The organism is Micromonospora sp. Utrum1 (assembly GCF_057197805.1).
On sequence record NZ_CM170071.1, the window covers coordinates 4120971 to 4141304 of the forward strand.

Here is a 20334-nt window from a genome sequence, read left to right on the forward strand (position 1 = left end):
GACCTGTGAGGGGTCAGGCGTCGAATGTTCGGGGCGGCCAGCCGGCCGCCCGGGTCGGGGGTGGCCGGCACGGGCCCGTAGGAGGGCGAGACCCGTGCCGGCCGCGGTGATCACCCCAATCACCGCCTTCGCGCCACCGCGGGCGGCCGGCCCGCGGTGGCGTCGTCTCCGGCTGGCGAGCGGACCCGGCTGGGTGCGCCCGCCAACGTGAATCAAGTATGCGACAGATTTAACTGATTATGACGATATGAACGTTCGTGTTGCACGTGTTCACGTCCTCACTGGAGTTGGTTCGGGCTGCACCGTGGCGGGACGCGCCACGGTGGGCTCGCCGGAGTGCCGACCGGTCGTACGGCCGGGCCAGGGCAACAGTCGGGGTGGCCGCCGGGCGCTGAGGTCCTCGATCCAGCCGAGGGCCAGCACCAGACCGGTGAGCAGCACCAGGGCGACCGCCAGGTAGCCCAGCCGGCCGGACCGCCAGAAGCCGATCAGGTCGCCCACGGCGAAGCAGATCGCGATGGCGGCGTTGTGCCAGAGGTAGATGGTCAGCGCGCGGCTGTTCAGCGCGGTCACCAGGCGGTCCAGCGGCCGGAGCCGGGACAGCCAGCCCATCGGCGGCGCGACGCGCAGCAGCACCAGCACGAACCCGAACGACCAGAACGCCTGCGCCACCGGGACGTCGTTGAGGTCGCGGCCCGCCTCGGGATGGGTGGCCAGCCAGCCGACCGCGACCCCCAGGCAGAGCACCGCCAGGCCCAGCAGCGCCGGCAGCGAGAGCCGCCGCAACCGGCGGTCCTGGTGCGCGAAACCCACCAGCCAGCAGGCGCCGAAGGTCACCAGGTCGGTCAGCACCGACTCGACCGGCCCGTCGAACCCGGGCGCCGCGGTCTGGAGCAGCACCACGCCGGCCAGCGGCACGAGCACCGACCACAGCGGCCACCGCCGGTGCAGGGCCAGCAGCGCGGGGGAGAGCAGCACCAGCCAGAGGTACGTCACCAGATACCACAGCACCCCGGTCACGTCCGACGCCCACGGGTTGCCCGGCGGCTGCACCAGCGGTACCGCCCAGCTCAGCAAAGCAGGCCAGGCGGGCCGGTCGGACCAGCCGTGCCAGAGCATCAGCGGCACCATCACCAGGCCGAGGGCCCACAGCCCCGGCAGCAGGCGGCGCACGCGGCCGCTGACCGCTCGTTCCGGCGTACGGTCCAGCGAGCGGGCCATCAGCGAGCCGCCGAGGGCGAACATCACCCCCATGGCCGGGAAGGCGAAGCTCAGCCAGGCGGCGCCGAACATGTGGTACGCGATGACCCGGCCCAGTGCGAGCGCCCGCAGGGTGTCGAACCAGCGGTTCCGACCCGCCCCGGTGCCCGGCGACACGGGCGTCCCCTCCACCGGCTCGCCGGCCCGCTTGACCCGACGCCAGCCCAGCCGGGCGCCGGTCAGCGCGGTGACCATGGATCGGGCCAGCACCAGGTACATCAGCTGGCGGTAGGCGAACTGCTGGATCGGCAGGGTGAGCAGCGGGCGCAGCGGCTCCCGGTCGAGTTTGAAGGCCACCGCCGCGGTGAGCAGTTGCACGGCGAGCATGACCAGCCAGGCCACGGCGGTCTTCGTGGTGTCGAGGAAGAACAGCCCGTAGAGGGCGAGCACGTCGAGCACCGGCCCGAGCAGGGGGAGCAGCACGCCGAACAGGGCGAGCATGGGCAGGCCGAACCGGCCGAACCGGGCTCCGGCGCCCCGGTCGCGGATGGCGCCCCGGTGCTTCCACATCGACTGGAGGGTGCCGTAGCTCCAGCGGTAGCGCTGCCGCCACAGGTCGCCCACCGAGGCGGGCGCCTCGGTCCAGGCGCGGGCCCGGTCCTGGTACACCACCCGCCAGCCGGCGCGCAGCACCGCCATGGTCACGTCGGTGTCCTCGGCCAGGGTGTCGCCGCTCATCCCGCCGACCCCGGCCAGGGCGCGCCGCCGGAAGGCGCCGATCGCGCCGGGCACGGTCGGCATGCAGCCCAGCTTCTCGTAGAACCGGCGGTCCAGGCTGAAGCCGATGACGTACTCGATGTGCTGCCACTTGCCGAGCAGCCCGTGCCGGTTGGTGACCTTGACGTTGCCGGCCACCGCGCCGATCCCCGGGTCGGTGAACGGCTCGACGAGCCGCCGGATCGCGTCCGGCTCGAAGACGGTGTCGGCGTCGACGGTGACGATGATGTCGTGCGAGGCGTACAGGAGTCCGGTGTTGAGGGCGGTCGCCTTGCCGCCGTTGGGTTTGCGGATCACCCGGACGCCGGGCAGGCCGAGCGAGTCGACGAGGTCGGCGGTGCCGTCGGTCGACCCGTCGTCGACCACGATCACCTCGATCCCGGGGTGGTCGTTGGCGACCAGGGACCGGACGGTGGCGACGATGCCGGCCCGCTCGTTGTAGGCCGGCACGATGACCGACACCGGCGCGTCCGTGACTCCCCAGGGCCAGCGGTGGGCCCGTCGGCGCCGGGCCAGCCGGCCGGCCAGCAGGAGCAGCAGCAGCGTACGGGTCAACATGAGCAGTCCGACCACCACGAAGACCAGGGCGAGGCCACGCAGGATCCCGTCGGCCAGGCGGATCGCCCAGCAGACCGGGGCGGCCCGCCAGCGGTCCATCGTGGATGCCGGGACGTTGCCGGCGAACGCGGGCGCGTCCGGCCGGGCCCGGTTCATCCCCCCGCTGACGGTGGTGAAGGTGTAGCCGCGGGCGCGCATCAGCGGAATGAACCGGTCCAGGGACGCGAGGGTCTGCGACCGGTCCCCGCCGGCGTCGTGCAGCAGCACCACGGCGCCCTCGTCGCCGGGCGGCGTCAGGTTCCGCACGATGGCGTCCACCCCGGGCCGCGCCCAGTCCTCACCGTCGAGGTCGTTGACCACGGTCAGGTAGCCCTGTCCGGCGGCCTGCCGGATCACCGGCCAGTTGGCGTCGTCCACGGCGCTGGGCACCGACGAGTACGGGAAGCGCAGCAGGCTCGTCCGGATCCCGGTGGCGTGCACGATCGCCATCTGGGTCTGCGCGTACTCCATCCGCTGCCGCCACGGGGGCAGCAGGCTCACGTCGGGGTGGGTGAAGGTGTGCACGCCGAGTTCGTGGCCTTCGGCCACGGCGCGCCGGGCCAGGTCCGGGTGGCGGGCCACCTCCGACCCGACGACGAAGAAGGTGGCCGGGGCGTGGTGCCGGCGCAGGACATCGAGGACCCGGGAGGTCCAGGTCGGGTCCGGCCCGTCGTCGAAGGTGAGGGCGATGGTCCGCGCCGGCAGCCGGTAGGTGCGGGGTTGGTCGCCCCGGGCGTCGAGCACCGGGCCGCCGTCCAGGATCTCCGCGGGCACGGTGACCTGGTCCTCGGCGTCGCGGACGTGGTCGGGGCGGAAGCGGGCGTTGGCGTACGCCTCGACCAGCAGCACGGACCCGACCACCAGTGCGAGGGACGCGACGACGAAGCGGCCGGCGGTGCGGCGGTTCGGCAGGGTCATCCGACGATCTCCGGACCGGGCCCGGGCAGGGGGGGCAGGATGGCGCCGGGCTCGCTGGCCGCGGGCGGTGTCGGCGCGGCCGGCGGCGTCGGGTCGTTCGGCGTCGGGGTCGGCGACGTGGTCGGATCCGGGCTGGCGGGCCGATCGTCCGCCGGGGCGTCCACCCCGACGGGGCCGACCCGCCGGGGCGCCGGTCGCGCGTCGCCGGCCGGGCGTCGCGTGGCGGCGGGCGCCGGTGGCGCGTCCACGGTGTCCGTCGGCCGCGGAGCCGGTCGCCGGTCCGTGGGCCGGGGGGACAGGGCGACGGCGGGCGGGCGGGTGGGTCCGCCGCTCGGGGCGCCGCCGACCGAGACCGGGCCGGGCAGCATCGGCGTCGCGGGGCCGGGGAGCAGGCCGAACGCGGCCATCGGCAGGTAGCTCAGCGACGTCACCGCGGCGAGGACGCCCGCGCGCCGGATCCGTTGCCGGCGGGCGCCGGTCGCGTCGACGAAGACCGGTCGGGCGGGTCCAGGCAGGACCGATGGGGTGCGAGGGTGCGGGCCGCCGGAAAGCCGGTCGAACGAGATGCGAGAAGCCACCGGCCGAGGCTATTGGGGAAGTTGTGACTGTATGTCCCGATATGAAGGTGAAGGGATAGCCCAGTCTTTTCACCATTCGCATAACCGGAGCCGAAGGCACGGCGGCCCCAAACAGGAGCAGAGGTGCGTTGAGCACCGAAACAGGATTAACGTCCACAATGTTCCGCGAGCCACCCCGGCTCGAGGTGGCTCGCGGTGCGGTCGGTCAGCGCTCGGTGCGGTCGTCGATCTCGGTGTCCGACTCGCCGGGTCGGGCGCCGATCGCCTCCTCGGCGGCGCGTCCGCCGGTGCTCTCGTCGCCCAGGTTCAGGCTGCTGCGGGGCAGCCCGGACAACCCGGCCGGATCCCGGACCTCGCCCCGGACGCCCCGGCTGTCCTCGGTGCGGTCGTCGATCTCGGTGCCCGACTCACCGGGCCGGGCGCCGATCGCCTCCTCGGCGGCGCGTCCGCCGGTGCTCTCGTCACCCAGGTTCAGGCTGCTGCGGGGCAGCCCGGACAACCCGGCCGGATCCCGGGTCGGCGGCTCCGGCGGGCCGGCGGTCTGTGCTCCCGCGCCGCCGGCGGACTCCCGCTGACCGACGCCCCGGGCGTGGTACCTGCCCTCGTCGGTGCCGGGGTCACCCGGATCGGCCAGGCTGGTGTCGACCGGCCGGGCGCTTGGATCGGCCAGGCCCGCCCGGCGCAACATCTCGACCAGTTCGTCGTGCGGCATGCGCTCGGTGTCCGTTATCCCGGCCCCGCGCGCGATGGACCGCAGGGTGGTCAGGTCCTGATCTGCGAAGGTCTCGGCCATGCAGGTGGCTTCCCGGCACCCAAGAGAAGGAAACCTGTGCTCAGGCCCGCGCACCACCCAGTCCGAGCAGCACGGCCAGGCCGAGCGCGCTGCGCGGGGCGTACGGCACCCGCCACAGGCCGCCGTGCGCCGCCGCGTACGCCTCGTCCCGCCACGGGTGCTCCTGGGTGGGACCGCCGCCGGTGCGCAGGTCGTGCACGAGCAGCGCGGCCATCAGGGTGTTGCTGGTAGCCGGCTCGAACACCTCGATGCCGAACCGGTGCGCCCCGGCGTACGCGGCCGCGAGGGCGCGGTTGCGCAGCACCGAGCGGGTGCGGGTGGGCGGCGCCACGGTGAACGACACGGTCGCCCCGGCGTCCCGGGCCACCGCCGCCCGCCAGCGTTGCAGCCGCTTGGCCAGCGCGTAGTTCGGTCCCTGCTGCGGCACCAGACTGTCGTTGATCCCCGGGTCGGCGCCGGGCGGGTAGTTGCGGTGCAGCAGCCGGCCGCCGGAGAGCAGCCGCAGCGACCGGCGCGCCAGCCCGCGGGCGGCGTAGCCGCGTTCGGCGTGGGCGACGGCCTCGGCGGGCACGGCGTACACGTCGGTGGGGGTGGCCAGGAAGGCCAGCGCGGCGTCCGGGCGGTGGCGCCCCAGGTGGACAGTGAGCGCGTCGACCGCGGTGGCGACCCGGACGTTGGTCGCGCCGTCGGCGTACACGTAGTTACCGAGCACGAGCCGGCCGTCCAGGTCGCGCAGCCAACGGGCGGCCTGCGGCAGGCGGTGCAGCAGGTCGGCGCCGGCCTCGGCGGCGAGGGCGGCGTCGTCGTCGCCGGTGCCGGGACGCACGGGCAGGTGCAACCGGCCGCCGTACCGGTGGGCGGTGCGCAGCAGCCGGCGCCAGATCTCCGGTCGGGGCAGGTCGACGGCGACGACCGCGCCGCCCCAGCGCAGCACGGACGGCAGCGGGCCCATCTCGGCGCCCGCGCCGAGCACCACGATCCGCTGATCGCGCAGGTCCAGCCAGTCCGGGTTGGCCTGCACCGCGCGGACCGCCTCGGCGCAGCTCGGCTCGACGACGCCCGCGTCCACCCAGGCGTCGAGGCGCCGGCGCAGGTCGTCACCGCGCAGGCGCTGCCCCCGGTACGGCAGGGACAGCTCGCGCTGCACCGGGCCGGCACCGGTCACCGTGGCGGTCTCCAGCGGCGGCTCCCGGTCGGGTAGCGCGAACGCCTCGTCCAGCGCGACCTCGGTGCCGTCCGCCGCGACGTAGCGCATCCGGGCGTGCAGGGCGGCGAGCCCGTCCCGGGCGACGGTGAGCGCGGCCTCCCGGGACAGCAGGCCCGCCTCGACGAGCCGGCGGAAGTGGCCGAGGTAGCCGTGCCGCCAATCGGTCTCGTGCTCGGCGGAGCGGGCGCCGAGCGGGTCCACCGCGCGCAGAGCGTCGGCGACGACCGCCCGCCCCAGCAGGGTCGTGCTGCGCCGGCCGTCGCCGGCCGCGGGGAACACCACTCCGGTCGGGCCGTCCACGGCTCACCTCCCGCTCGTTCCGGCCGCCGCCGGCCGTGGGCCCACTCTGCCGCATCGCGCACGCCGCCGCCCCCCGAGGGCGGCCGCTCAGGTCACGTCCCGCGCACGAATCGGTCACGACGGTCGCGCTTGGGTATCGGCTCGGCCACGGCGGGATCCGCCGTGCCGTCGGCCTGCGTCAATGATCGTGACCCGTCCCCATCCCCTCTGGAGAAACCATGGTCCGGATCAGACGGTCGATGCTGCTGCTGGCGGCGATGGCCACCACCCTGACGGTCGGCGCCTGCACCGCCGACGGCGGCGGGCAGCGCAGCGGCGCGGCCCGGGAGCCGGCCCGCACGGACGGCGGCATCCCCTGGTCCGGCGCCGAGATCCGGGCTTCGGACGACCCGCTGTCCACCTTCGCCGTCGACGTCGACACCGCGTCGTACGGCTACGCCCGCCGGCTCATCATGGACGGCCGGCTGCCGGAGCGCGGCACGGTGCGGCCGGAGGAGTTCGTCAACTCCTTCCGCCAGGACTACCCGCAGCCCGCCGGTGACGGCTTCGCCGTGCACGTCGACGGCGCCCGCCTGCCGGAGACCCACGAGGCCGGCGGGGACGAGCGGCTGCTGCGGGTCGGCCTGCAGACCCGCGCCGAGGACGAGGAGCGCCGCCCGGACGCGTCGCTCACCTTCGTCATCGACGTCTCCGGGTCGATGGGCGAGCCCGGCCGGCTCGACCTGGTGCGCGACGCCCTGCACACCCTGGTGGACCAGCTCCGCCCCACCGACTCCATCGCCGTGGTCGAGTTCAGCTCCGACGCCCGGGTGGTCCGGGAGATGACGCCGGTGGCCGACGCCCGGCCGCTGCACGCGGCGATCGACTCGCTGCACACCCGCAGCAGCACCAACCTGGAGGCCGGCCTGGTGCTCGGCTACCGGGTGGCCCGGGACGGCTTCCGCCCCGGACGGACGAACCGGGTGATCGTGCTCTCCGACGGGTTGGCCAACACCGGCAGCACCGACGCGGAGCCGATCCTGCGCCAGGTGCGCGCCGAGGCGGAGAAGCAGATCGCCCTGCTCGGCGTGGGCGTCGGCAGCAGCTACGGCGACGAGCTGATGGAGCAGCTGGCCGACCGGGGCGACGGCTTCGCGGTCTACGTCAGCGAGCGGGAGCAGGCCCGCGAGGTGTTCGTGCGGCAGTTGCCGGCGACGCTGAGCGTGCGGGCGCTGGACGCCAAGGTGCAGGTGAGCTTCGCGCCGCAGGCGGTGCGCTCCTACCGGCTGGTGGGCTACGACAACCGGGCGGTGGCCGACGAGGACTTCCGGGACGACCGGGTCGACGGCGGCGAGGTGGGTCCGGGTCACAGCGTCACGGCGCTGTACGCGGTCCGGCTCGCCGAGGGCGCATCCCCGTCGGACCGGATCGCCCAGGTGCAGGTGCGCTGGACCGACCCGGCCGACCGCACGCCGGCCGAGACGTACGAGTCGGTGACCGTCGCCGACGTGGACCGCCGCTTCGCCACGGCGTCGCCCCGGTTGCGGGCCTGCTACGCGGCCGCCTGGTTCGCCGAGGCGCTGCGGGCGGACCGGTCCGACGGGCAGGTCCGGCTGACCGACCTGGCCGCCATCGCGGACGGGGCGGCCACCGCCACCGAGGACGACGAGGTGCGGGACCTCGCCCGGGTGATCCGCTCCGCCGACGAGCTGCGCTGACCCGACGCGGCCGGCGCCGGGCAGGGGAGGCGCCGGCCGGCGTCGGGTCAGCGACGGGCGGGTTTCGGCTCCGGGGTCGGGCGGCCGCGCTCGGGGTCGACGCCGACCTGCACGGCGAAGCCCGGGTCGACGGCGAGCAGCGGGCGGGGGCCGAACAGCGCCATCGCGGTGAGCAGCTGGTCGGTGTCCCGCTCCCGCCAGGTCGGCCGCCGCTGCGGGTCCAGTTCGGCGTGCTCCCGGCGCTGCCGGCGCAGCAGGCGGCGGGCGGCCGCGCCGGTCTCCGGCACCTCGCACAGCCACCAACCGCCGAGGGCGGTGGCCAGGCAGCACAGCAACAGGCCCGCCACGGAGGCCGGCCCGCCGGCGTCGCGCCCCTCGACCGCGCTCTCCACCAGCCGCGTCACCCCGACCGCGGCGACCGCGAACAGCGGCAGGGTGCCCAGGGCGATGCGCCGCCGCTGGGCCGGGGTGAGCAGCCAGCCGTCCCGGACGAGCCGGCCGACCAGCCGGCGCAGCGCCCGGCCGACGCCCGGATCGGCGAGCACGGCTGCCCAGGTCTCCGGCCGGCGCAGCGCGGCGTGCAGGGCGCGGACCAGCGCGGGCGACCGGGGCGGCGGCGGACCGTCCACCGACAGGGTGGCCAGTTCGCCGCGCCGCACCACGCCGGCGCGGTGCAGCGCGGCCATGCCAACCTGGCAGGCCAGCAGCGCCCGGTCGGTGAGGTAGGCCAGCTCGATCGGGTCCGGGGCGGCGCCGCGGGCCCGCCGGCCGGTCAGCTCGCGTACCGCGAGGGCGATGGCGAGGGCCCCGGCGACGGCCGTGACGTAGTCGAGGAGGAAGAGTGGTCCGCTGACGCCCCAGAGCATGGCGCCAAGTATGGCCCGGCCGCCGGGGTCACTCGGGGGCCGCGCGCCCGCCGCTTCAGGAGGCGTGGCTCACCTCACTGTCCCAGATCTGCGACCAGGGGCGGCGCAGGCCGCGGCAGACGAAGATCGGCCCGCCGTTCTCGTCGTTGTCCACGTCGACCCGCTGGTCGACCCGGCCGGCCTCGGTGACCTCGGTGAACCAGGCGCGCAGCCGGTCGGGGCGTTCCCAGCCGACGGCGATCACCACGTCGGCGTCGTCGGCCGGGCGACCGAACCCGGCCATGCTGTTGTGCCCCGAGTAGGCCCGGGGCAGGTCCCGGGCCGGGCCGTAGCGGGTCAGCGCGCCGGCCTCGCCGTAGTTGCCGGTGAGCAGCACCGCCCGGTCGCGCTCCTGCGGCGGCAGGCCCCGATGCACGGCGGCGACCGAGTCGGCGAACGCGGGCCAGCCGATGGTCTCGCCCGCGTCGTAGTTGACGTCGACCACGAAGCCGGGCAGGCGGTCGGCCGGCAGGGTCGGCAGCAGCAGGACCGCGCTGCCGGCGACCATCAGCACGGCGGCGGTGGCGAGCAGCGCCCGCCGGGCCCGGGTCGCGCCGCGCCGCGCCCAGTCGGCGATGACCACCGCCCCGGCCGCGGTGAGCACCAGCAGCAGCGGGGCGTCGTAGTAGCCCTTGCCGCCGGCGAGCAGGACGATCGCGAACACCACGAGCCAGGCCCAGCCGATCGCCCGGTACGCCGCCCAGGCGGGCCGGCGCAGCAGCGCCACCAGCCCGGCGACCCAGACCGGGGTGGCGAACGGGCTGATGATGACCAGTTGGAGCACGAGCGCGTCCAGCCGGCCGCTGTAGGAGCTGTCGCCGTCGGCGATCGACGAGGCGACCGAGAGCTGGGGGAGGCCGTGCGCCGCCTGCCAGGCGAGGTAGGGCACGGCGAGCACGACGGCGACGCCGGCGCCGGCCAGCAGCCACCGGTCGCGCAGCAGCCGGCGTGGCCCGGCGATCAGCAGCCCGGCCAGCAGGCCGACGCCGAGCAGCGCGGGCAGCAGCTTGTTGAGCATGCCCAGACCGAGCGCGAGGCCGATGCCGAGGGCCCAGCGGCTGTCGCCGGTGCGCAGCATCCGCACGGCGCACCAGGCGGCGGCGAGCCAGACCAGCAGGTCGACGGTGGTGGTGCTGAGCAGGTGACCGGGGGCGAGCACCACCCCGGCCGCGGCGGCGAGCACGGCGGCGGACAACTGGGTGCCGCGACCCGCGCCGAACTCCCGGGCGAGTGCCGCGACCAGCACCACCGATGCGCCGGCGATCAGTGCCGACGGGGTGCGCAGCAGCACCAGGTTGCCGGGCGCGATCGTGTCGGCCAGCCGGGCGAGGGCGGGCACGAGCGGACCCTGGTCGACGTAGCCCCAGTCGAGGTGCCGGCCGCAGAGCAGGAAGTAGAGCTCGTCGCGGTGGTAGCCGTAGCGGCCGGCGAGCAGCAGCAGCACGGCGGTGACGGCCCCGCCGACCAGCCAGGGCGCGGCGGTGCGCGGCCCGGGCGGCGGGGTGGTCGGTGCGGCGGAGGCCCCGACGCCGGGGCGGTCGAGGTCGATGACGGGTTCGGCCACCTGCTCATGATGGTCCCGACCCGCCACCTCGCGCTGCCCCGCGCCCGGCGGTGGCGGGGACAAAACCGGTACTCGGCCGGTGGCCGCCGGGCTAGCGTGCGCGGATGCGCATCCGGGAATTCGCCGAGGCCGACTGGGACCAGGTCTGGCCGATCATCGAGGACGTCATCGTCGCGCAGGAGACCTTTCCCTTCGACCCGACGTGGCCGGCCGAGGTGGCCCACGAGGTGTGGGTGGAACGGCCGCCGGGCCGCACGGTGGTCGTCGAGGAGGACGGCACGGTGCTCGGCACCGCCAAGATGGGCGCGAACCGGCCGGGTCCGGGCGCGCACGTGGCGACCGCCAGCTTCATGGTGGCCGCCGCCGCCCGGGGTCGCGGCGTCGGCCGGGCCCTGTGCGAGTACGCCCTCGACTGGGCCCGCCGGCAGGGTTTCGCCGCGATGCAGTTCAACGCGGTGGTGGAGACCAACACGGCGGCGGTGGAGCTGTACGGGCGGCTCGGCTTCACGGTGATCGGCACCGTGCCGGAGTCGTTCGCGCACCCCACGCCCGGGCGGGTGGGGCTGCACGTCATGCACCGTCGGCTGTGAGCGGCGCGGCTGCACGAGGATGGGCCGATGAACTTTGAGCCGATCGAGCTGGCCGCCGCCCTGGCGCGCTTCGACCAGCTGTGGAGCCCGCGCATCGTCACCACCGTCAACGACTACGACGTCCGGATCGCCAAGGTGGCCGGCGAGCACGTCTGGCACGCCCATGACCACACCGACGAGTTCTTCCTGGTGCTCGACGGCGAGCTGCGGATCGCCCTGCGCGACGGCGCGGACGGCGCGGAGCGGGAGGTGGTGCTGCCGCGCGGCGCGGTGTTCGTGGTGCCGCGCGGGGTGGAGCACCGGCCGTCCGCGCCGGACGGCGCGTCGATCCTGATGTTCGAGCCGTCCGGCACCTCCAGTGTCGGGGAGCGGCACGACGAGGTGCCCGGGCACGTGGATGCCACCACCGGTCACCGCCTCTGACCGGAGGCGCCTCAGCGCGCCGCCGGCGCCGGCTCCGCGGCGACCGGCGGCGCCGGCGCCGCGGCGGCCGGCGGGGTCGGCGCCGCGGCGGCCGGCCAGCCCAGCCGGCGTACGCCGGGGACGGCGGCCGTCCCGACGCAGGCGAACAGGACCAGCAGCCCGGCCGCCGCGAGGGGGACCGGCGCGCCCCAGGCCCGGGCGGCCAGCGGGGCGAGGGCGTAGCCGAGCGGCATGGCGCCCAGTGACATCAGCCAGTCGTACGAGGTGACCCGGGCGAGCACCTCGGGCGGGAACTGGCCCTGCACCACGGTCTCCCAGACCGGGTTGAGGAAGCCGAGGGCGATCAGCGCGAGGCAGTAGGCGGCGATGGTCACCGGGGCGGGCGCGGCGGCGGCGAGCAGCAGCAGCGGCGCCGCGTACGCCGCGAGGGCCAGGTTGCCCAGCAGCACCGGCCGGCGGGGTCGGGCCCGGGCGGCGAGCAGCGACCCGGCCAGCAGGCCGACCGCGCCGGCCTGCTGGAGCAGCACCCAGACGCCCTCGCCGCCGAGCCGGTCCACGGCGATCACCGGGCCGAGGGTGAGCAGCACCGCGGCGGCGCCGTTCCAGACGCCGTGGGCGAGCAGGCTGCTCCAGTACCAGTCGCGGGCCCGGACCTCCCGCCAGCCGAGCGCCAGGTCGGCGCGGAGCGAGCGGTGCGGGACCGGCACGTGCCGCACCTGGATGACGGCCAGCAGCGCGGCGCTGACCGCGAACGAGGCCGCGTCCAGCACGAACGCCCAGCCCGGCCCGACGGTCCAGACCAGCAGGCCGGCCAGGGCGGGGCCGGCCAGCCGGCTGGCGTTGGCGGTGGCGCCCAGCAGCGCGTTGGCCCGCTGCCGGCCGTCGCCGTCGACGGTGCCGGCGACCAGCGGGGAGGCGGTGGGGATGGCGAACGCCGAGGCCGCGCCGCCGACGGCGGAGGCCACCGCGAGGTGGGCGAGCGCGGGAGCGCCGCCGAGCAGTTCGACGCCGACGGCCAGTTGCGCGGCGCAGCGCACCAGGTCGGTGGCGAGGGCGACGCGGCGGGCGGCGAACCGGTCGGCGACCACACCGCCGAGGGGGAGCAGCAGCAGCCGCGGCACCATCGCGCAGCCGAGCACCACGGCGAGCGCGGCCGTCGAGCCGGTGGCCCGGAGCACGGCCAGGGCCAGAGCGGTGGGCACCACGGCGTCGCCGACCGCGGAGACGGTGCGGCCGAGGAACAGCAGCCGGAAGGGCCGGAGCCGGAGAGGATGGGTCACCCCGGCAGGATACTTCGACGTCGAATATTTAGACAACGAATATTTCGTCGTCGGCGTACCGTGGTCGGGTGACCGACCGCGATCCCGTCGACCAGCACGTCGAACGCTGGCTGCCCGTGGTTCCCGACCTGGACGCCGACGTGGAGGGCGCGGTCGTCCGGATGTCGCTGCTCACCCGGCACCTGCGTGACGTGAAGGACCAGGTGCTGGCCGAACTGGACCTCCAGGAGAAGGAGTACGGCACCCTGCACGCGCTCGCTGGCCGGGGCGGCCGGGCCGCGCCCTCGGAGATCGCCGGTGACCTGCGGATGGCGCCCGCCTCGATCACCGCCCGGGTGGACGCGCTGGTCCGCCGGGGCTTCGTCCGGCGAATCCCGTCCGAGGTGGACCGCCGCCGGATCGACGTGGCGCTCACCGACGCCGGCCGGGCCACCTGGCAGCGCGCCATGAGGGTGGTCGGCGACGAGGAGCACCGCGTCCTCGGCGCACTGACCCCGGACGAACGACGGGTCCTGTCCGACCTGCTCCGCCGGGTCACCCTGGCGGCCGGGCCGCCGCCGGGCCGGATCTGACCGGTCGGAATGTCGGTGGCCGGGGCTAGGTTGGCCACCGACCAGCCGACGCCCCGTTCCAGGGAGGCCCCAATGAGCACGCTCGTCGACCGACCGCACACCGCCCTGCTCGTCATCGACGTGCAGAACGGCGTCGTGCAGCACGCCTACGACCGGGACCGGGTGGTGGGCAACATCGCCGCCCTGGTCGACCGGGCCCGCGCGGCCGGGGTCGAGGTGGTCTGGGTGCAGCACCGCAGCGAGGAGCTGCCCACCGGCAGCGAGCAGTGGCAATACGTCCCGGAGCTGGTGCGCCGCGACGACGAGGCGCTGGTGCACAAGGCCTACGGCGACTCGTTCGACGAGACCGACCTGGAGTCGGTCCTGGCCACGCGGGGTGTCGGCCGGCTCGTCGTGACCGGGGCGCAGACCGACGCGTGCATCCGGTCGACCCTGCACGGCGCGATCACCCGGGGCTACGACGCGACCCTGGTCGCCGACGCCCACACCACCGAGGACCTGTCCGCCTACGGCGCGCCGGCGCCGGAGCAGGTGATCGCCCACACCAACCTCTACTGGCGCTTCCACTCCGCGCCCGGCCGCACCGCCGGCACGGTCGACACCGCGGACGTGGACTTCGCCGCCCCGGTCCCCGCCTGAGGCGAGCCGCGGCTGTGGCGGCGGACCAGCCGCCACAGCCGCGCTCCACGCGAGTCCCGCGACCAGCGGCACTGCGGAAAGGCCTGACCCGGAGAGCGGCACGGCGGAAAACCCCTGGCCCCGCGAGGGATGCCGCTGGCAGGCTGCCCGTCATGAGCTCACAGGCCCTCGCGGGGGCGCTCGCCGACGAGCGCCGCCGCGCCGTGTTCGCCGCGATCGTGCTCGGCGCCGGAGACGTCCCCGCCGTCGTCTCCCGGACCGGGCTGTCCGCCCGGGACGCCGCCACCGCGGTGCGCCGCCTCACCGACGTCGGCGTGCTGACCGACGACGGGGCGGGGCTGCGGGTCGACGGGCAGCGGCTGCGGGACCTCGCCCGCGCCGGCGGCCCGCCCGCGCCATCCCCGGCGACGAACCCCCGCGAGACCATCCTGCGCACCTTCCTCCGGGACGGGACGCTGACCCGGCTGCCCGCCCAACGCGGCCGCCGCCGGGTGCTGCTGGAGCACATCACCGAGCGCTCCTTCACCCCCGGCGTGCGGTATCCGGAACGGGCCGTGGACGACGCGCTGCGCCGATGGTGCGAGGGCGGTGAGGCCGACCACGTGACGCTGCGCCGCTACCTGATCGACGACCGGCTGCTCGCCCGTGACCACGGCGTCTACTGGCGGCCCTGAGCCGGGGAAAAAGCCGTTGACCGCCCGGTGAGGATCGGGCGGTGAGCACCTGGAGCACCCACCGCACCGCCCCGGACACCGCCGAGGCGCGAGCCCTGCTGTACGAGTACCTGGCCGAGATGGTCCGCCGCTGGCACGGCCGGCCCGAGCGACCGGGCGAGGTGACCGCCGCCCTCGCCGAGTCGCCGAGCGACGACCTGACCCCACCCACCGGGCTGTTTTTGCTGGCCCGCCGCGACGGACATCTGGCCGGCTGCGCCGGGCTGCGCTGGCAGCCCGGCTGGGCGGAGCTGACCCGGGTCTACGTCCGCCCGGCGCACCGCGGCGCGGGTGGCGGCGCCGCCCTGCTCGCCGCCGTTGAGGCGTACGCGCGGGACGCGGGGGCGGACCGGATCCGGCTGGACACCCGCGCCGACCTGGTCGAGGCACGCGCCCTGTACGCCCGCCACGGCTACCGGGAGATCCCCGCGTTCAACGCCGGCCCGTACGCCCAGCACTGGTTCGAGAAGGTGCTTCCCGCACGGGTTGACGACGCCGCCGTGCCGCGCTAAAACAAAAACGGGAACTTGAGTCATCCAGACTCAACTTGACACCTTCGGCCAGGAGAACCGAGGAGGCACGACCATGTTGATGCGTACCGACCCGTTCCGCGAGATCGACCGGCTCACCGAGCAGTTCTTCGGCACCACGGCCCGGCCGGCGGTCATGCACCTCGACGCCTACCGAGACGGCGACTACTTCTACGCCGCCTTCGACCTGCCGGGCGTCGACCCGGACAGCATCGACTGCACTGTGGAGCGCAACGTGCTGACCGTCCGCGCCGAGCGGCGCCGGCCGGCCGGCGACAACGTCGAGCTGGTCGCGGCCGAGCGACCGATGGGCACCTTCACCCGCCAGCTCTTCCTCGGCGACACGCTGGACACCGACAAGCTGGAGGCCGGCTACGAGAACGGGGTGCTGACCCTGCGCATCCCGATCTCCGAGCGGGCCAAGCCGCGCCGGATCGCGGTCACCGCGAACGGCAACAGCCGCCGGGAGATCAGCGCCTGACGGGGCGCCGCCAGGGAGATCAGTCAGGTCATGTGGCGGCGGGGGTGGCCGGGGAACCGGCCGCCCCCGCCGGCGGGTCCGGGTCGACCGGGTAGAGCCGGGCCAGCGCGTGCGCCGTGGCGGCGAGGCGGTCGCGCAGCTCGGCCGGCTCCAGCACCTCCACCTCCGCGCCGAGCTTGAGCAGCTCGGTGTGGGCGTGCTTGACCGACTCGATCGGCACGGTGGTCTCCAGCCAGCCGTCCGGGCCGGGCTCGCCGGCCGCCGCCCGGGCGGCCCGGCTCATCTCCGGCGGGAAGACGTAGGGCATGAACTCCAGCGCGGCCACGGTCAGCCGGATCCGGGCCCGGTCGCGGTAGACGTCCCGCTCGTAGCGCTCCGTCCACTCCCGCCAGTAGTCGGCCAGGTCGAAGTCGGCGGGCCGCTCGTAGCGCTCGTCGGAGACCGCCACGTCGAGGACCGCGCCGACGCGGTAGGTGCGCAACTGCTCGTCGCACCGGGCCACCAGGTACCACCGGCCGGCCTTGAGCACCACGCCCAGCGGGGCGACCATCCGCGTCACCTCGCGCGGCGCGCGCCAGCGCCGGTAGCGCATCTCCACCAGCCGGTCCTCCCACACGGCCCGGGCCAGCGCGGCCAGGTGCGGGGTCGGTTCGGGGTGCCGGAACCAGCCGGGCGCGTCCAGGTGGAACCGCTGCCGGGCCCGGCCACCCCGGTCGGCGAGTTCGTCGGGGAGCGCGGCGAGCAGCTTCAACTCGGCGGCCGCCACCACCGGCCCGAGGCCCAGGTCGGCGGCCGGGCCGGGCATGCCGGCCAGGAACAGCGCCTCGGCCTCCGGCGCGGTCAACCCGGTCAGCCGGGTCCGGTAGCCCTCCAGCAGCCGGTACCCTCCGGCCGGGCCGCGCTCGGCGTACACCGGGACGCCGGCGGCGCCGAGCGACTCGACGTCCCGGTAGACGGTGCGGACCGACACCTCCAGGGCGTCGGCGAGTTCCTGGGCGGTCATCCGGCCCCGGGTCTGCAGGAGCAGCAGCACGGAGACCAGGCGGCTGGCACGCACGCCGTGACGGTATCCCGCGCCGGGCATCCGGTGGCGGCCCGCCCGGCGGCCAGGCTGGTGGAGGAGTCCGGGTGAGATCGGTCGGGCGCGCCTCGTCGCGAATCGCCCGACCGGCTGAGAGTCTTTCTCACATGCTGCGTCCCGAGGTGCTGCCCCGCACGTCGGCTCATGCCGCCCTACGCGGCGGGCCGACCGACTTCACCGAGGCGTGGCTGCGCAACCGGCGGCTGTCCGAGCACACCCGCGACGCGTACCGGCGGGACGTCACCGGCTGGCTGAGCTGGTGCGCCGGCCGGGACCTCGACCCGCTGCGCGCCAGCTTCCTCGACGTCAACGCCTACGGGCGGGAGTTGGAGTCCACACCCTGCGGGCGCGGCGGCCGGCCGCTCACCCCCGCCACCGTGGCCCGCCGCCTCTCCGCCCTGTCCAGCTGGTACGACTTCCTCGTCAAGCTGCGCGCGGTGGAGGCCAATCCGGTCGCCGCCGCGGACCGTCCCCGGGTGGACCGGGACCACTCCGCCACGGTCGGGCTCACCCCGGACGAGGTCGACGCGCTGCTCGCCGCGGCCGAGGCGGAGACCGGGCCGACCGCCGCCCGCAACCGGGCCACCATCGCCCTCCTGGCCGATCTGGGGCTGCGGGTCGGCGAACTGGTCTCGCTGGACCTCGCCGATCTGGGCGACGAGCGGGGGCACCGCAGCGTCCGGTTCATCGGCAAGGGGGGCAAGGCCCGCCGGCGGGCGCTCACCCCGGGCACCGCGTACGCGATCGACAGCTACCTGGCGGCGCGCGCCGCCGCCGAGGGGGTGGCGGTGCCGGAGCTGACCGGTCCGCTGCTGGTCACCGCGACCGGCGGGCGGCTGGACCGGCACGCGGTGTTCCGGCTGGTGCGCCGGCTCGCCCGGGCCGCCGGGATTTCCGCCTGGGCGAGGCTGTCCCCGCACTCGCTTCGGCACGCGTTCGCCACCACGGCACGGGCCGAGGGGGTGCCGTTGGAGGACGTGCAGGACGCCATGGGGCACGCCGATCCGCGGACCACCCGCCGCTACGACCGGGACCGGCACAACCTGGACCGGGACCCGGCGTACGCGATCTGGGCCGCGCGGGCCCGCCGGCGGGGATAACCCCTTGACGGAGTGAGTACTCACTCCGCATGCTGGGCGGCATGATCGAATCGCAGCCACCCCGGCGCCGCGCGCCCGGCATGAGCCCGGACCAGCGCCGGGCGATGATCATCCGCGCCGCGCTGCCCCTGCTCGCCACGCACGGCGCGGCGGTCACCACCGCACAGGTGGCCCGCGCCGCCGGCATCGGAGAGGCGACCGTCTTCCGCGCCTTCCCCGACAAGGACGCCCTGCTCGACGCCGCCGTCGCCGAGGCGCTGCGCCCCGACGCCGTGCTCGCCGAGTTGGCCGCGATCCCGCTGGACCAGCCGCTGGCCGACCGGCTCACCGCCGCCGCCACCGCGCTGCTGGCCCACCTGGGCCGGCTCGGCGCCGTGCTCGCCGTCGCCCACACCGCTGGCCGACCCGGTCGCGGCCGCCGCGGGCCGGGCGTGGCGGGCGACCACCAGCCGGGTGCCCGGGACGAGGCCGCGACCGCCACCCGGGCGGCGGTCGCCGCGCTGTTCGCCCCCGAGGGGGACCGGCTGCGGCTGCCGGCCGACCGGCTGGCCGCCCTGTTCCTCGCCGTCCTGCTGCCCGGCCGCCCGCCGCTCGCGGACGACCCGCCGGCCCCGGCCGAGCTGGTCGACCTGTTCCTGCACGGCGCCCTCGCGCCGGCCGCCCCCGAGGAGAGCCGATGACCGTCACCCTCAACCACACCATCGTCCCGGCCCGCGACCACCATGCCGCCGCCCGGTTCTTCGCCGAGGTGATGGGCCTGCCGGTGCTGCCGCCCGCCGGTCGGCACGGCCACTTCGCCCCGGTACGGGTCAACGACCAGCTCACCCTGGACTTCATGAGCGTGCCCGCGCCGGAGGGGCACCACCTGGCCTTCGACGTCGACCCGGCCACCTTCGACGCGATCCTGGCCCGGCTGCGCGCCACCGGCGTGCCCTACGGCAGCGAGCCGGGCGCACCGGACAACGGGCGCACCGACCATCCACTGTGTGCCCGCGGGCTGTTCTTCCGCGACGACGCGGGCAACCTCTACGAGGTGATGTCCCCGGCCTGACCGTCGCACCCGGACCGTAGGGTGCCGGCATGCGACACGGGCTGGAGCTCTGCTGCGGAGGCCCCTCCATCACGGTGTCCGACCTGGTCGCGCTCGGCGAGTTGGCCGAGCGGGCCGGCTGGGACGGGGTGTTCCTGGAGGACTACCTCATCCACCACGCCGGGGACGATCCGCCGACCTGGGATCCCTGGCTGGTGCTGGCGGCGGTGGCCGGCCGCACCGACCGGATCCGGCAGGGCACCACGGTCACCGCGCTGCCCCGGCGCCGCCCGGCCAAGCTGGCCCGCGAGGTCCTCACTCTCGACCACCTCTCCGGCGGCCGGGCCGGGGTCGCGGTGGGTGTCGGTGACCCGGCCGACCGCGGGCTCGCCGCGTTCGGCGAGCCGACCGACCTGAAGACCCGCGCCGCGATGCTCGACGAGGGCCTCGACCTGCTGGTCGGGCTGCTCAGCGGCGAGCGGGTCACGCACCGGGGCGCCCACTACCGGGCCGACGGGGTGGCCCTGCGGCCCGCGCCGGTGCAGTCGCCCCGGGTGCCGGTCTGGGTCGGCGGCAGCACCCAGGCCAGGGCGGTGCTGCGGCGGGCCGCCCGCGCCGACGGCATCGTGCCCTACAAACTGACCGACACCGCCGGCTGGTCCGACTTCACCCCGGGGGAGGTGGGCGACCTGGTCGCCGCCTTGCCGGCCACCCGCGCCGACGGGCAGCCGTTCGACGTGGCGATCGGTGGCCGGCGGCGCCGCCCGGACGAGCGGGCCGAGCGGGCCTACCTGGCGGAACTGGCGGCGGCCGGCGCGACCTGGTGGCTGGAGTACGTCCCGGCCGGCGAGCCCGCCGAGATGCGGGCCGCGGTCGCCCGGGGCCCGCTGCGCTGACCGGTCAACGCCCGCGCGGCACGCGCGGCCGGGCGTCGTAGTCCTGGCGGGCCTGCTCGACCCGGTCGAGGTGCCCCGCGGACCACTCGGCCAGGCCGGCGAAGAGCGGGGCCAGGCTGCGCCCCAACTCGGTGATCTCGTATTCCACCCGGGGCGGGACCTCGGCGTGGTAGGTGCGCAGCACCAGGCCGTCGCGTTCGAGCTGCCGCAGCCGCTGGGTGAGCACCTTCGGGGTGATGGTGACCAGGCGGCGTTCCAGCTCGACGAAGCGCTGCCGGCCGCATTCGTGCAGGGCCCAGAGGATCGGCGTGGTCCAGCGGCTGAACACCAGGTCGACCACCGGCGCGATCGGGCAGGCCTGCTCCGGGTCACCGTCCCCCTGGGACGGCCAGGTGGTGCCGCTCACAATCGCTCCCCAGGCCGTTACTTTCCTCTAGGTACCTACTATACCCAGGCGATTAGC

21 protein-coding genes are annotated in these 20334 nt (G+C 75.6%); 12 read left to right on the forward strand and 9 right to left on the reverse strand.

Annotated features, from left to right (window positions below; genetic code table 11):
- Nucleotides 1–270: 270 nt before the first annotated feature.
- The 4 genes from AC0OLQ_RS19375 to AC0OLQ_RS19390 form a co-directional block, all read right to left on the reverse strand.
- Nucleotides 271–3492, reverse strand: coding sequence for a glycosyltransferase (locus AC0OLQ_RS19375; RefSeq protein ID WP_484527379.1), 3222 nt, complete (start codon nucleotides 3490–3492; stop codon nucleotides 271–273).
- Entirely contained in the window at nucleotides 3489–4070 is a 582-nt protein-coding gene (locus AC0OLQ_RS19380; RefSeq protein ID WP_484527380.1) for a hypothetical protein, read from the reverse strand. Before AC0OLQ_RS19380 ends, AC0OLQ_RS19375 begins: the two co-directional genes overlap by 4 nt.
- 205 nt (nucleotides 4071–4275) lie before the next feature.
- Nucleotides 4276–4863 carry a hypothetical protein gene (locus AC0OLQ_RS19385; protein WP_484532527.1) on the reverse strand — a complete coding sequence of 196 codons (588 nt, stop codon included), beginning with the start codon at nucleotides 4861–4863 and terminating at the stop codon, nucleotides 4276–4278.
- Between the two features lie 40 nt (nucleotides 4864–4903).
- Complete coding sequence (locus AC0OLQ_RS19390; RefSeq protein ID WP_484527381.1) at nucleotides 4904–6370, reverse strand: hypothetical protein; 1467 nt, start codon at nucleotides 6368–6370, stop codon at nucleotides 4904–4906.
- A gap of 218 nt (nucleotides 6371–6588) precedes the next feature.
- Between AC0OLQ_RS19390 and AC0OLQ_RS19395 the strand changes: the two genes are divergently transcribed.
- On the forward strand, nucleotides 6589–8067 hold the full coding sequence (locus AC0OLQ_RS19395) for a vWA domain-containing protein (protein WP_484527382.1): 1479 nt from the start codon (nucleotides 6589–6591) through the stop codon (nucleotides 8065–8067).
- Between the two features lie 47 nt (nucleotides 8068–8114).
- On the opposite strand, the gene AC0OLQ_RS19400 is transcribed toward AC0OLQ_RS19395, so the two are convergent.
- Together AC0OLQ_RS19400 and AC0OLQ_RS19405 are read right to left on the reverse strand one after the other, a co-directional pair.
- Nucleotides 8115–8933 carry a TIGR04222 domain-containing membrane protein gene (locus tag AC0OLQ_RS19400; protein ID WP_484527383.1) on the reverse strand — a complete coding sequence of 273 codons (819 nt, stop codon included), beginning with the start codon at nucleotides 8931–8933 and terminating at the stop codon, nucleotides 8115–8117.
- Nucleotides 8934–8988: 55 nt separating this feature from the next.
- Nucleotides 8989–10536: a glycosyltransferase family 39 protein gene (locus tag AC0OLQ_RS19405; protein WP_484527384.1), complete on the reverse strand. Its 1548-nt coding sequence runs from the start codon at nucleotides 10534–10536 to the stop codon at nucleotides 8989–8991.
- A 104-nt stretch (nucleotides 10537–10640) separates the two neighbouring features.
- Here AC0OLQ_RS19405 and AC0OLQ_RS19410 point away from each other — a divergent pair, with 104 nt between their 5' ends.
- The gene (locus AC0OLQ_RS19410) at nucleotides 10641–11126 is read left to right on the forward strand and encodes a GNAT family N-acetyltransferase (RefSeq protein ID WP_484527385.1); all 486 of its coding nucleotides are present in this window, start codon (nucleotides 10641–10643) and stop codon (nucleotides 11124–11126) included.
- A 27-nt stretch (nucleotides 11127–11153) separates the two neighbouring features.
- Nucleotides 11154–11549 carry a cupin domain-containing protein gene (locus tag AC0OLQ_RS19415; protein WP_484527386.1) on the forward strand — a complete coding sequence of 132 codons (396 nt, stop codon included), beginning with the start codon at nucleotides 11154–11156 and terminating at the stop codon, nucleotides 11547–11549.
- Nucleotides 11550–11560: 11 nt separating this feature from the next.
- Here AC0OLQ_RS19415 and AC0OLQ_RS19420 read toward each other — a convergent pair whose 3' ends face one another.
- Entirely contained in the window at nucleotides 11561–12829 is a 1269-nt protein-coding gene (locus AC0OLQ_RS19420) for an MFS transporter (protein ID WP_484527387.1), read from the reverse strand.
- Between the two features lie 68 nt (nucleotides 12830–12897).
- Between AC0OLQ_RS19420 and AC0OLQ_RS19425 the strand changes: the two genes are divergently transcribed.
- The 5 genes from AC0OLQ_RS19425 to AC0OLQ_RS19445 all read left to right on the forward strand — a co-directional run bounded on the left by AC0OLQ_RS19425 (nucleotide 12898) and on the right by AC0OLQ_RS19445 (nucleotide 15764).
- On the forward strand, nucleotides 12898–13401 hold the full coding sequence (locus AC0OLQ_RS19425) for a MarR family winged helix-turn-helix transcriptional regulator (protein ID WP_484527388.1): 504 nt from the start codon (nucleotides 12898–12900) through the stop codon (nucleotides 13399–13401).
- Between the two features lie 72 nt (nucleotides 13402–13473).
- On the forward strand, nucleotides 13474–14040 hold the full coding sequence (locus tag AC0OLQ_RS19430; RefSeq protein ID WP_484527389.1) for an isochorismatase family protein: 567 nt from the start codon (nucleotides 13474–13476) through the stop codon (nucleotides 14038–14040).
- Between the two features lie 152 nt (nucleotides 14041–14192).
- Nucleotides 14193–14714, forward strand: coding sequence for a DUF2087 domain-containing protein (locus tag AC0OLQ_RS19435; protein ID WP_484527390.1), 522 nt, complete (start codon nucleotides 14193–14195; stop codon nucleotides 14712–14714).
- A gap of 41 nt (nucleotides 14715–14755) precedes the next feature.
- A complete protein-coding gene (locus AC0OLQ_RS19440) occupies nucleotides 14756–15265 on the forward strand; it encodes a GNAT family N-acetyltransferase (RefSeq protein ID WP_484527391.1) in 510 nt (169 codons plus the stop codon).
- Nucleotides 15266–15338: 73 nt separating this feature from the next.
- Entirely contained in the window at nucleotides 15339–15764 is a 426-nt protein-coding gene (locus tag AC0OLQ_RS19445) for an Hsp20/alpha crystallin family protein (RefSeq protein ID WP_484527392.1), read from the forward strand.
- Nucleotides 15765–15792: 28 nt separating this feature from the next.
- Here the strand turns inward: AC0OLQ_RS19445 and AC0OLQ_RS19450 are convergent, their stop codons facing one another.
- Nucleotides 15793–16821, reverse strand: a complete 1029-nt coding sequence (locus AC0OLQ_RS19450; RefSeq protein WP_484527393.1) for a helix-turn-helix transcriptional regulator — start codon at nucleotides 16819–16821, stop codon at nucleotides 15793–15795.
- A gap of 131 nt (nucleotides 16822–16952) precedes the next feature.
- Between AC0OLQ_RS19450 and AC0OLQ_RS19455 the strand changes: the two genes are divergently transcribed.
- The 4 genes from AC0OLQ_RS19455 to AC0OLQ_RS19470 are packed head-to-tail and all read left to right on the forward strand — an operon-like array spanning nucleotide 16953 to nucleotide 19871.
- Complete coding sequence (locus tag AC0OLQ_RS19455; RefSeq protein ID WP_484527394.1) at nucleotides 16953–17945, forward strand: tyrosine-type recombinase/integrase; 993 nt, start codon at nucleotides 16953–16955, stop codon at nucleotides 17943–17945.
- Between the two features lie 41 nt (nucleotides 17946–17986).
- A complete protein-coding gene (locus AC0OLQ_RS19460; RefSeq protein WP_484527395.1) occupies nucleotides 17987–18625 on the forward strand; it encodes a helix-turn-helix domain-containing protein in 639 nt (212 codons plus the stop codon).
- Nucleotides 18622–18996, forward strand: a complete 375-nt coding sequence (locus tag AC0OLQ_RS19465; protein ID WP_484527396.1) for a VOC family protein — start codon at nucleotides 18622–18624, stop codon at nucleotides 18994–18996. The genes AC0OLQ_RS19460 and AC0OLQ_RS19465 overlap by 4 nt, the downstream gene beginning before the upstream one ends.
- Before the next feature lie 29 nt (nucleotides 18997–19025).
- On the forward strand, nucleotides 19026–19871 hold the full coding sequence (locus tag AC0OLQ_RS19470) for an LLM class flavin-dependent oxidoreductase (protein ID WP_484527397.1): 846 nt from the start codon (nucleotides 19026–19028) through the stop codon (nucleotides 19869–19871).
- A 4-nt stretch (nucleotides 19872–19875) separates the two neighbouring features.
- Here the strand turns inward: AC0OLQ_RS19470 and AC0OLQ_RS19475 are convergent, their stop codons facing one another.
- Nucleotides 19876–20277 (reverse strand): winged helix-turn-helix transcriptional regulator, encoded by a 402-nt coding sequence (locus AC0OLQ_RS19475; protein ID WP_484527398.1) that lies wholly within the window; start codon nucleotides 20275–20277, stop codon nucleotides 19876–19878.
- Between the last annotated feature and the right edge of the window lie 57 nt (nucleotides 20278–20334).

Bases quoted from the DNA above. Each gene is read 5' to 3' on its own strand.
- AC0OLQ_RS19465 (WP_484527396.1), top strand. From the start codon at position 18,622: ATGACCGTCACCCTCAACCACACCATCGTCCCGGCCCGCGACCACCAT.
- AC0OLQ_RS19470 (WP_484527397.1), top strand. From the start codon at position 19,026: ATGCGACACGGGCTGGAGCTCTGCTGCGGAGGCCCCTCCATCACGGTG.
- AC0OLQ_RS19400 (WP_484527383.1), bottom strand. From the start codon at position 8,933: ATGCTCTGGGGCGTCAGCGGACCACTCTTCCTCCTCGACTACGTCACG.
- AC0OLQ_RS19445 (WP_484527392.1), top strand. From the start codon at position 15,339: ATGTTGATGCGTACCGACCCGTTCCGCGAGATCGACCGGCTCACCGAG.
- AC0OLQ_RS19385 (WP_484532527.1), bottom strand. From the start codon at position 4,863: ATGGCCGAGACCTTCGCAGATCAGGACCTGACCACCCTGCGGTCCATC.
- AC0OLQ_RS19455 (WP_484527394.1), top strand. From the start codon at position 16,953: ATGCTGCGTCCCGAGGTGCTGCCCCGCACGTCGGCTCATGCCGCCCTA.
- AC0OLQ_RS19410 (WP_484527385.1), top strand. From the start codon at position 10,641: ATGCGCATCCGGGAATTCGCCGAGGCCGACTGGGACCAGGTCTGGCCG.
- AC0OLQ_RS19395 (WP_484527382.1), top strand. From the start codon at position 6,589: ATGGTCCGGATCAGACGGTCGATGCTGCTGCTGGCGGCGATGGCCACC.
- AC0OLQ_RS19435 (WP_484527390.1), top strand. From the start codon at position 14,193: ATGAGCTCACAGGCCCTCGCGGGGGCGCTCGCCGACGAGCGCCGCCGC.
- AC0OLQ_RS19375 (WP_484527379.1), bottom strand. From the start codon at position 3,492: ATGACCCTGCCGAACCGCCGCACCGCCGGCCGCTTCGTCGTCGCGTCC.
- AC0OLQ_RS19460 (WP_484527395.1), top strand. From the start codon at position 17,987: ATGATCGAATCGCAGCCACCCCGGCGCCGCGCGCCCGGCATGAGCCCG.
- AC0OLQ_RS19415 (WP_484527386.1), top strand. From the start codon at position 11,154: ATGAACTTTGAGCCGATCGAGCTGGCCGCCGCCCTGGCGCGCTTCGAC.
- AC0OLQ_RS19430 (WP_484527389.1), top strand. From the start codon at position 13,474: ATGAGCACGCTCGTCGACCGACCGCACACCGCCCTGCTCGTCATCGAC.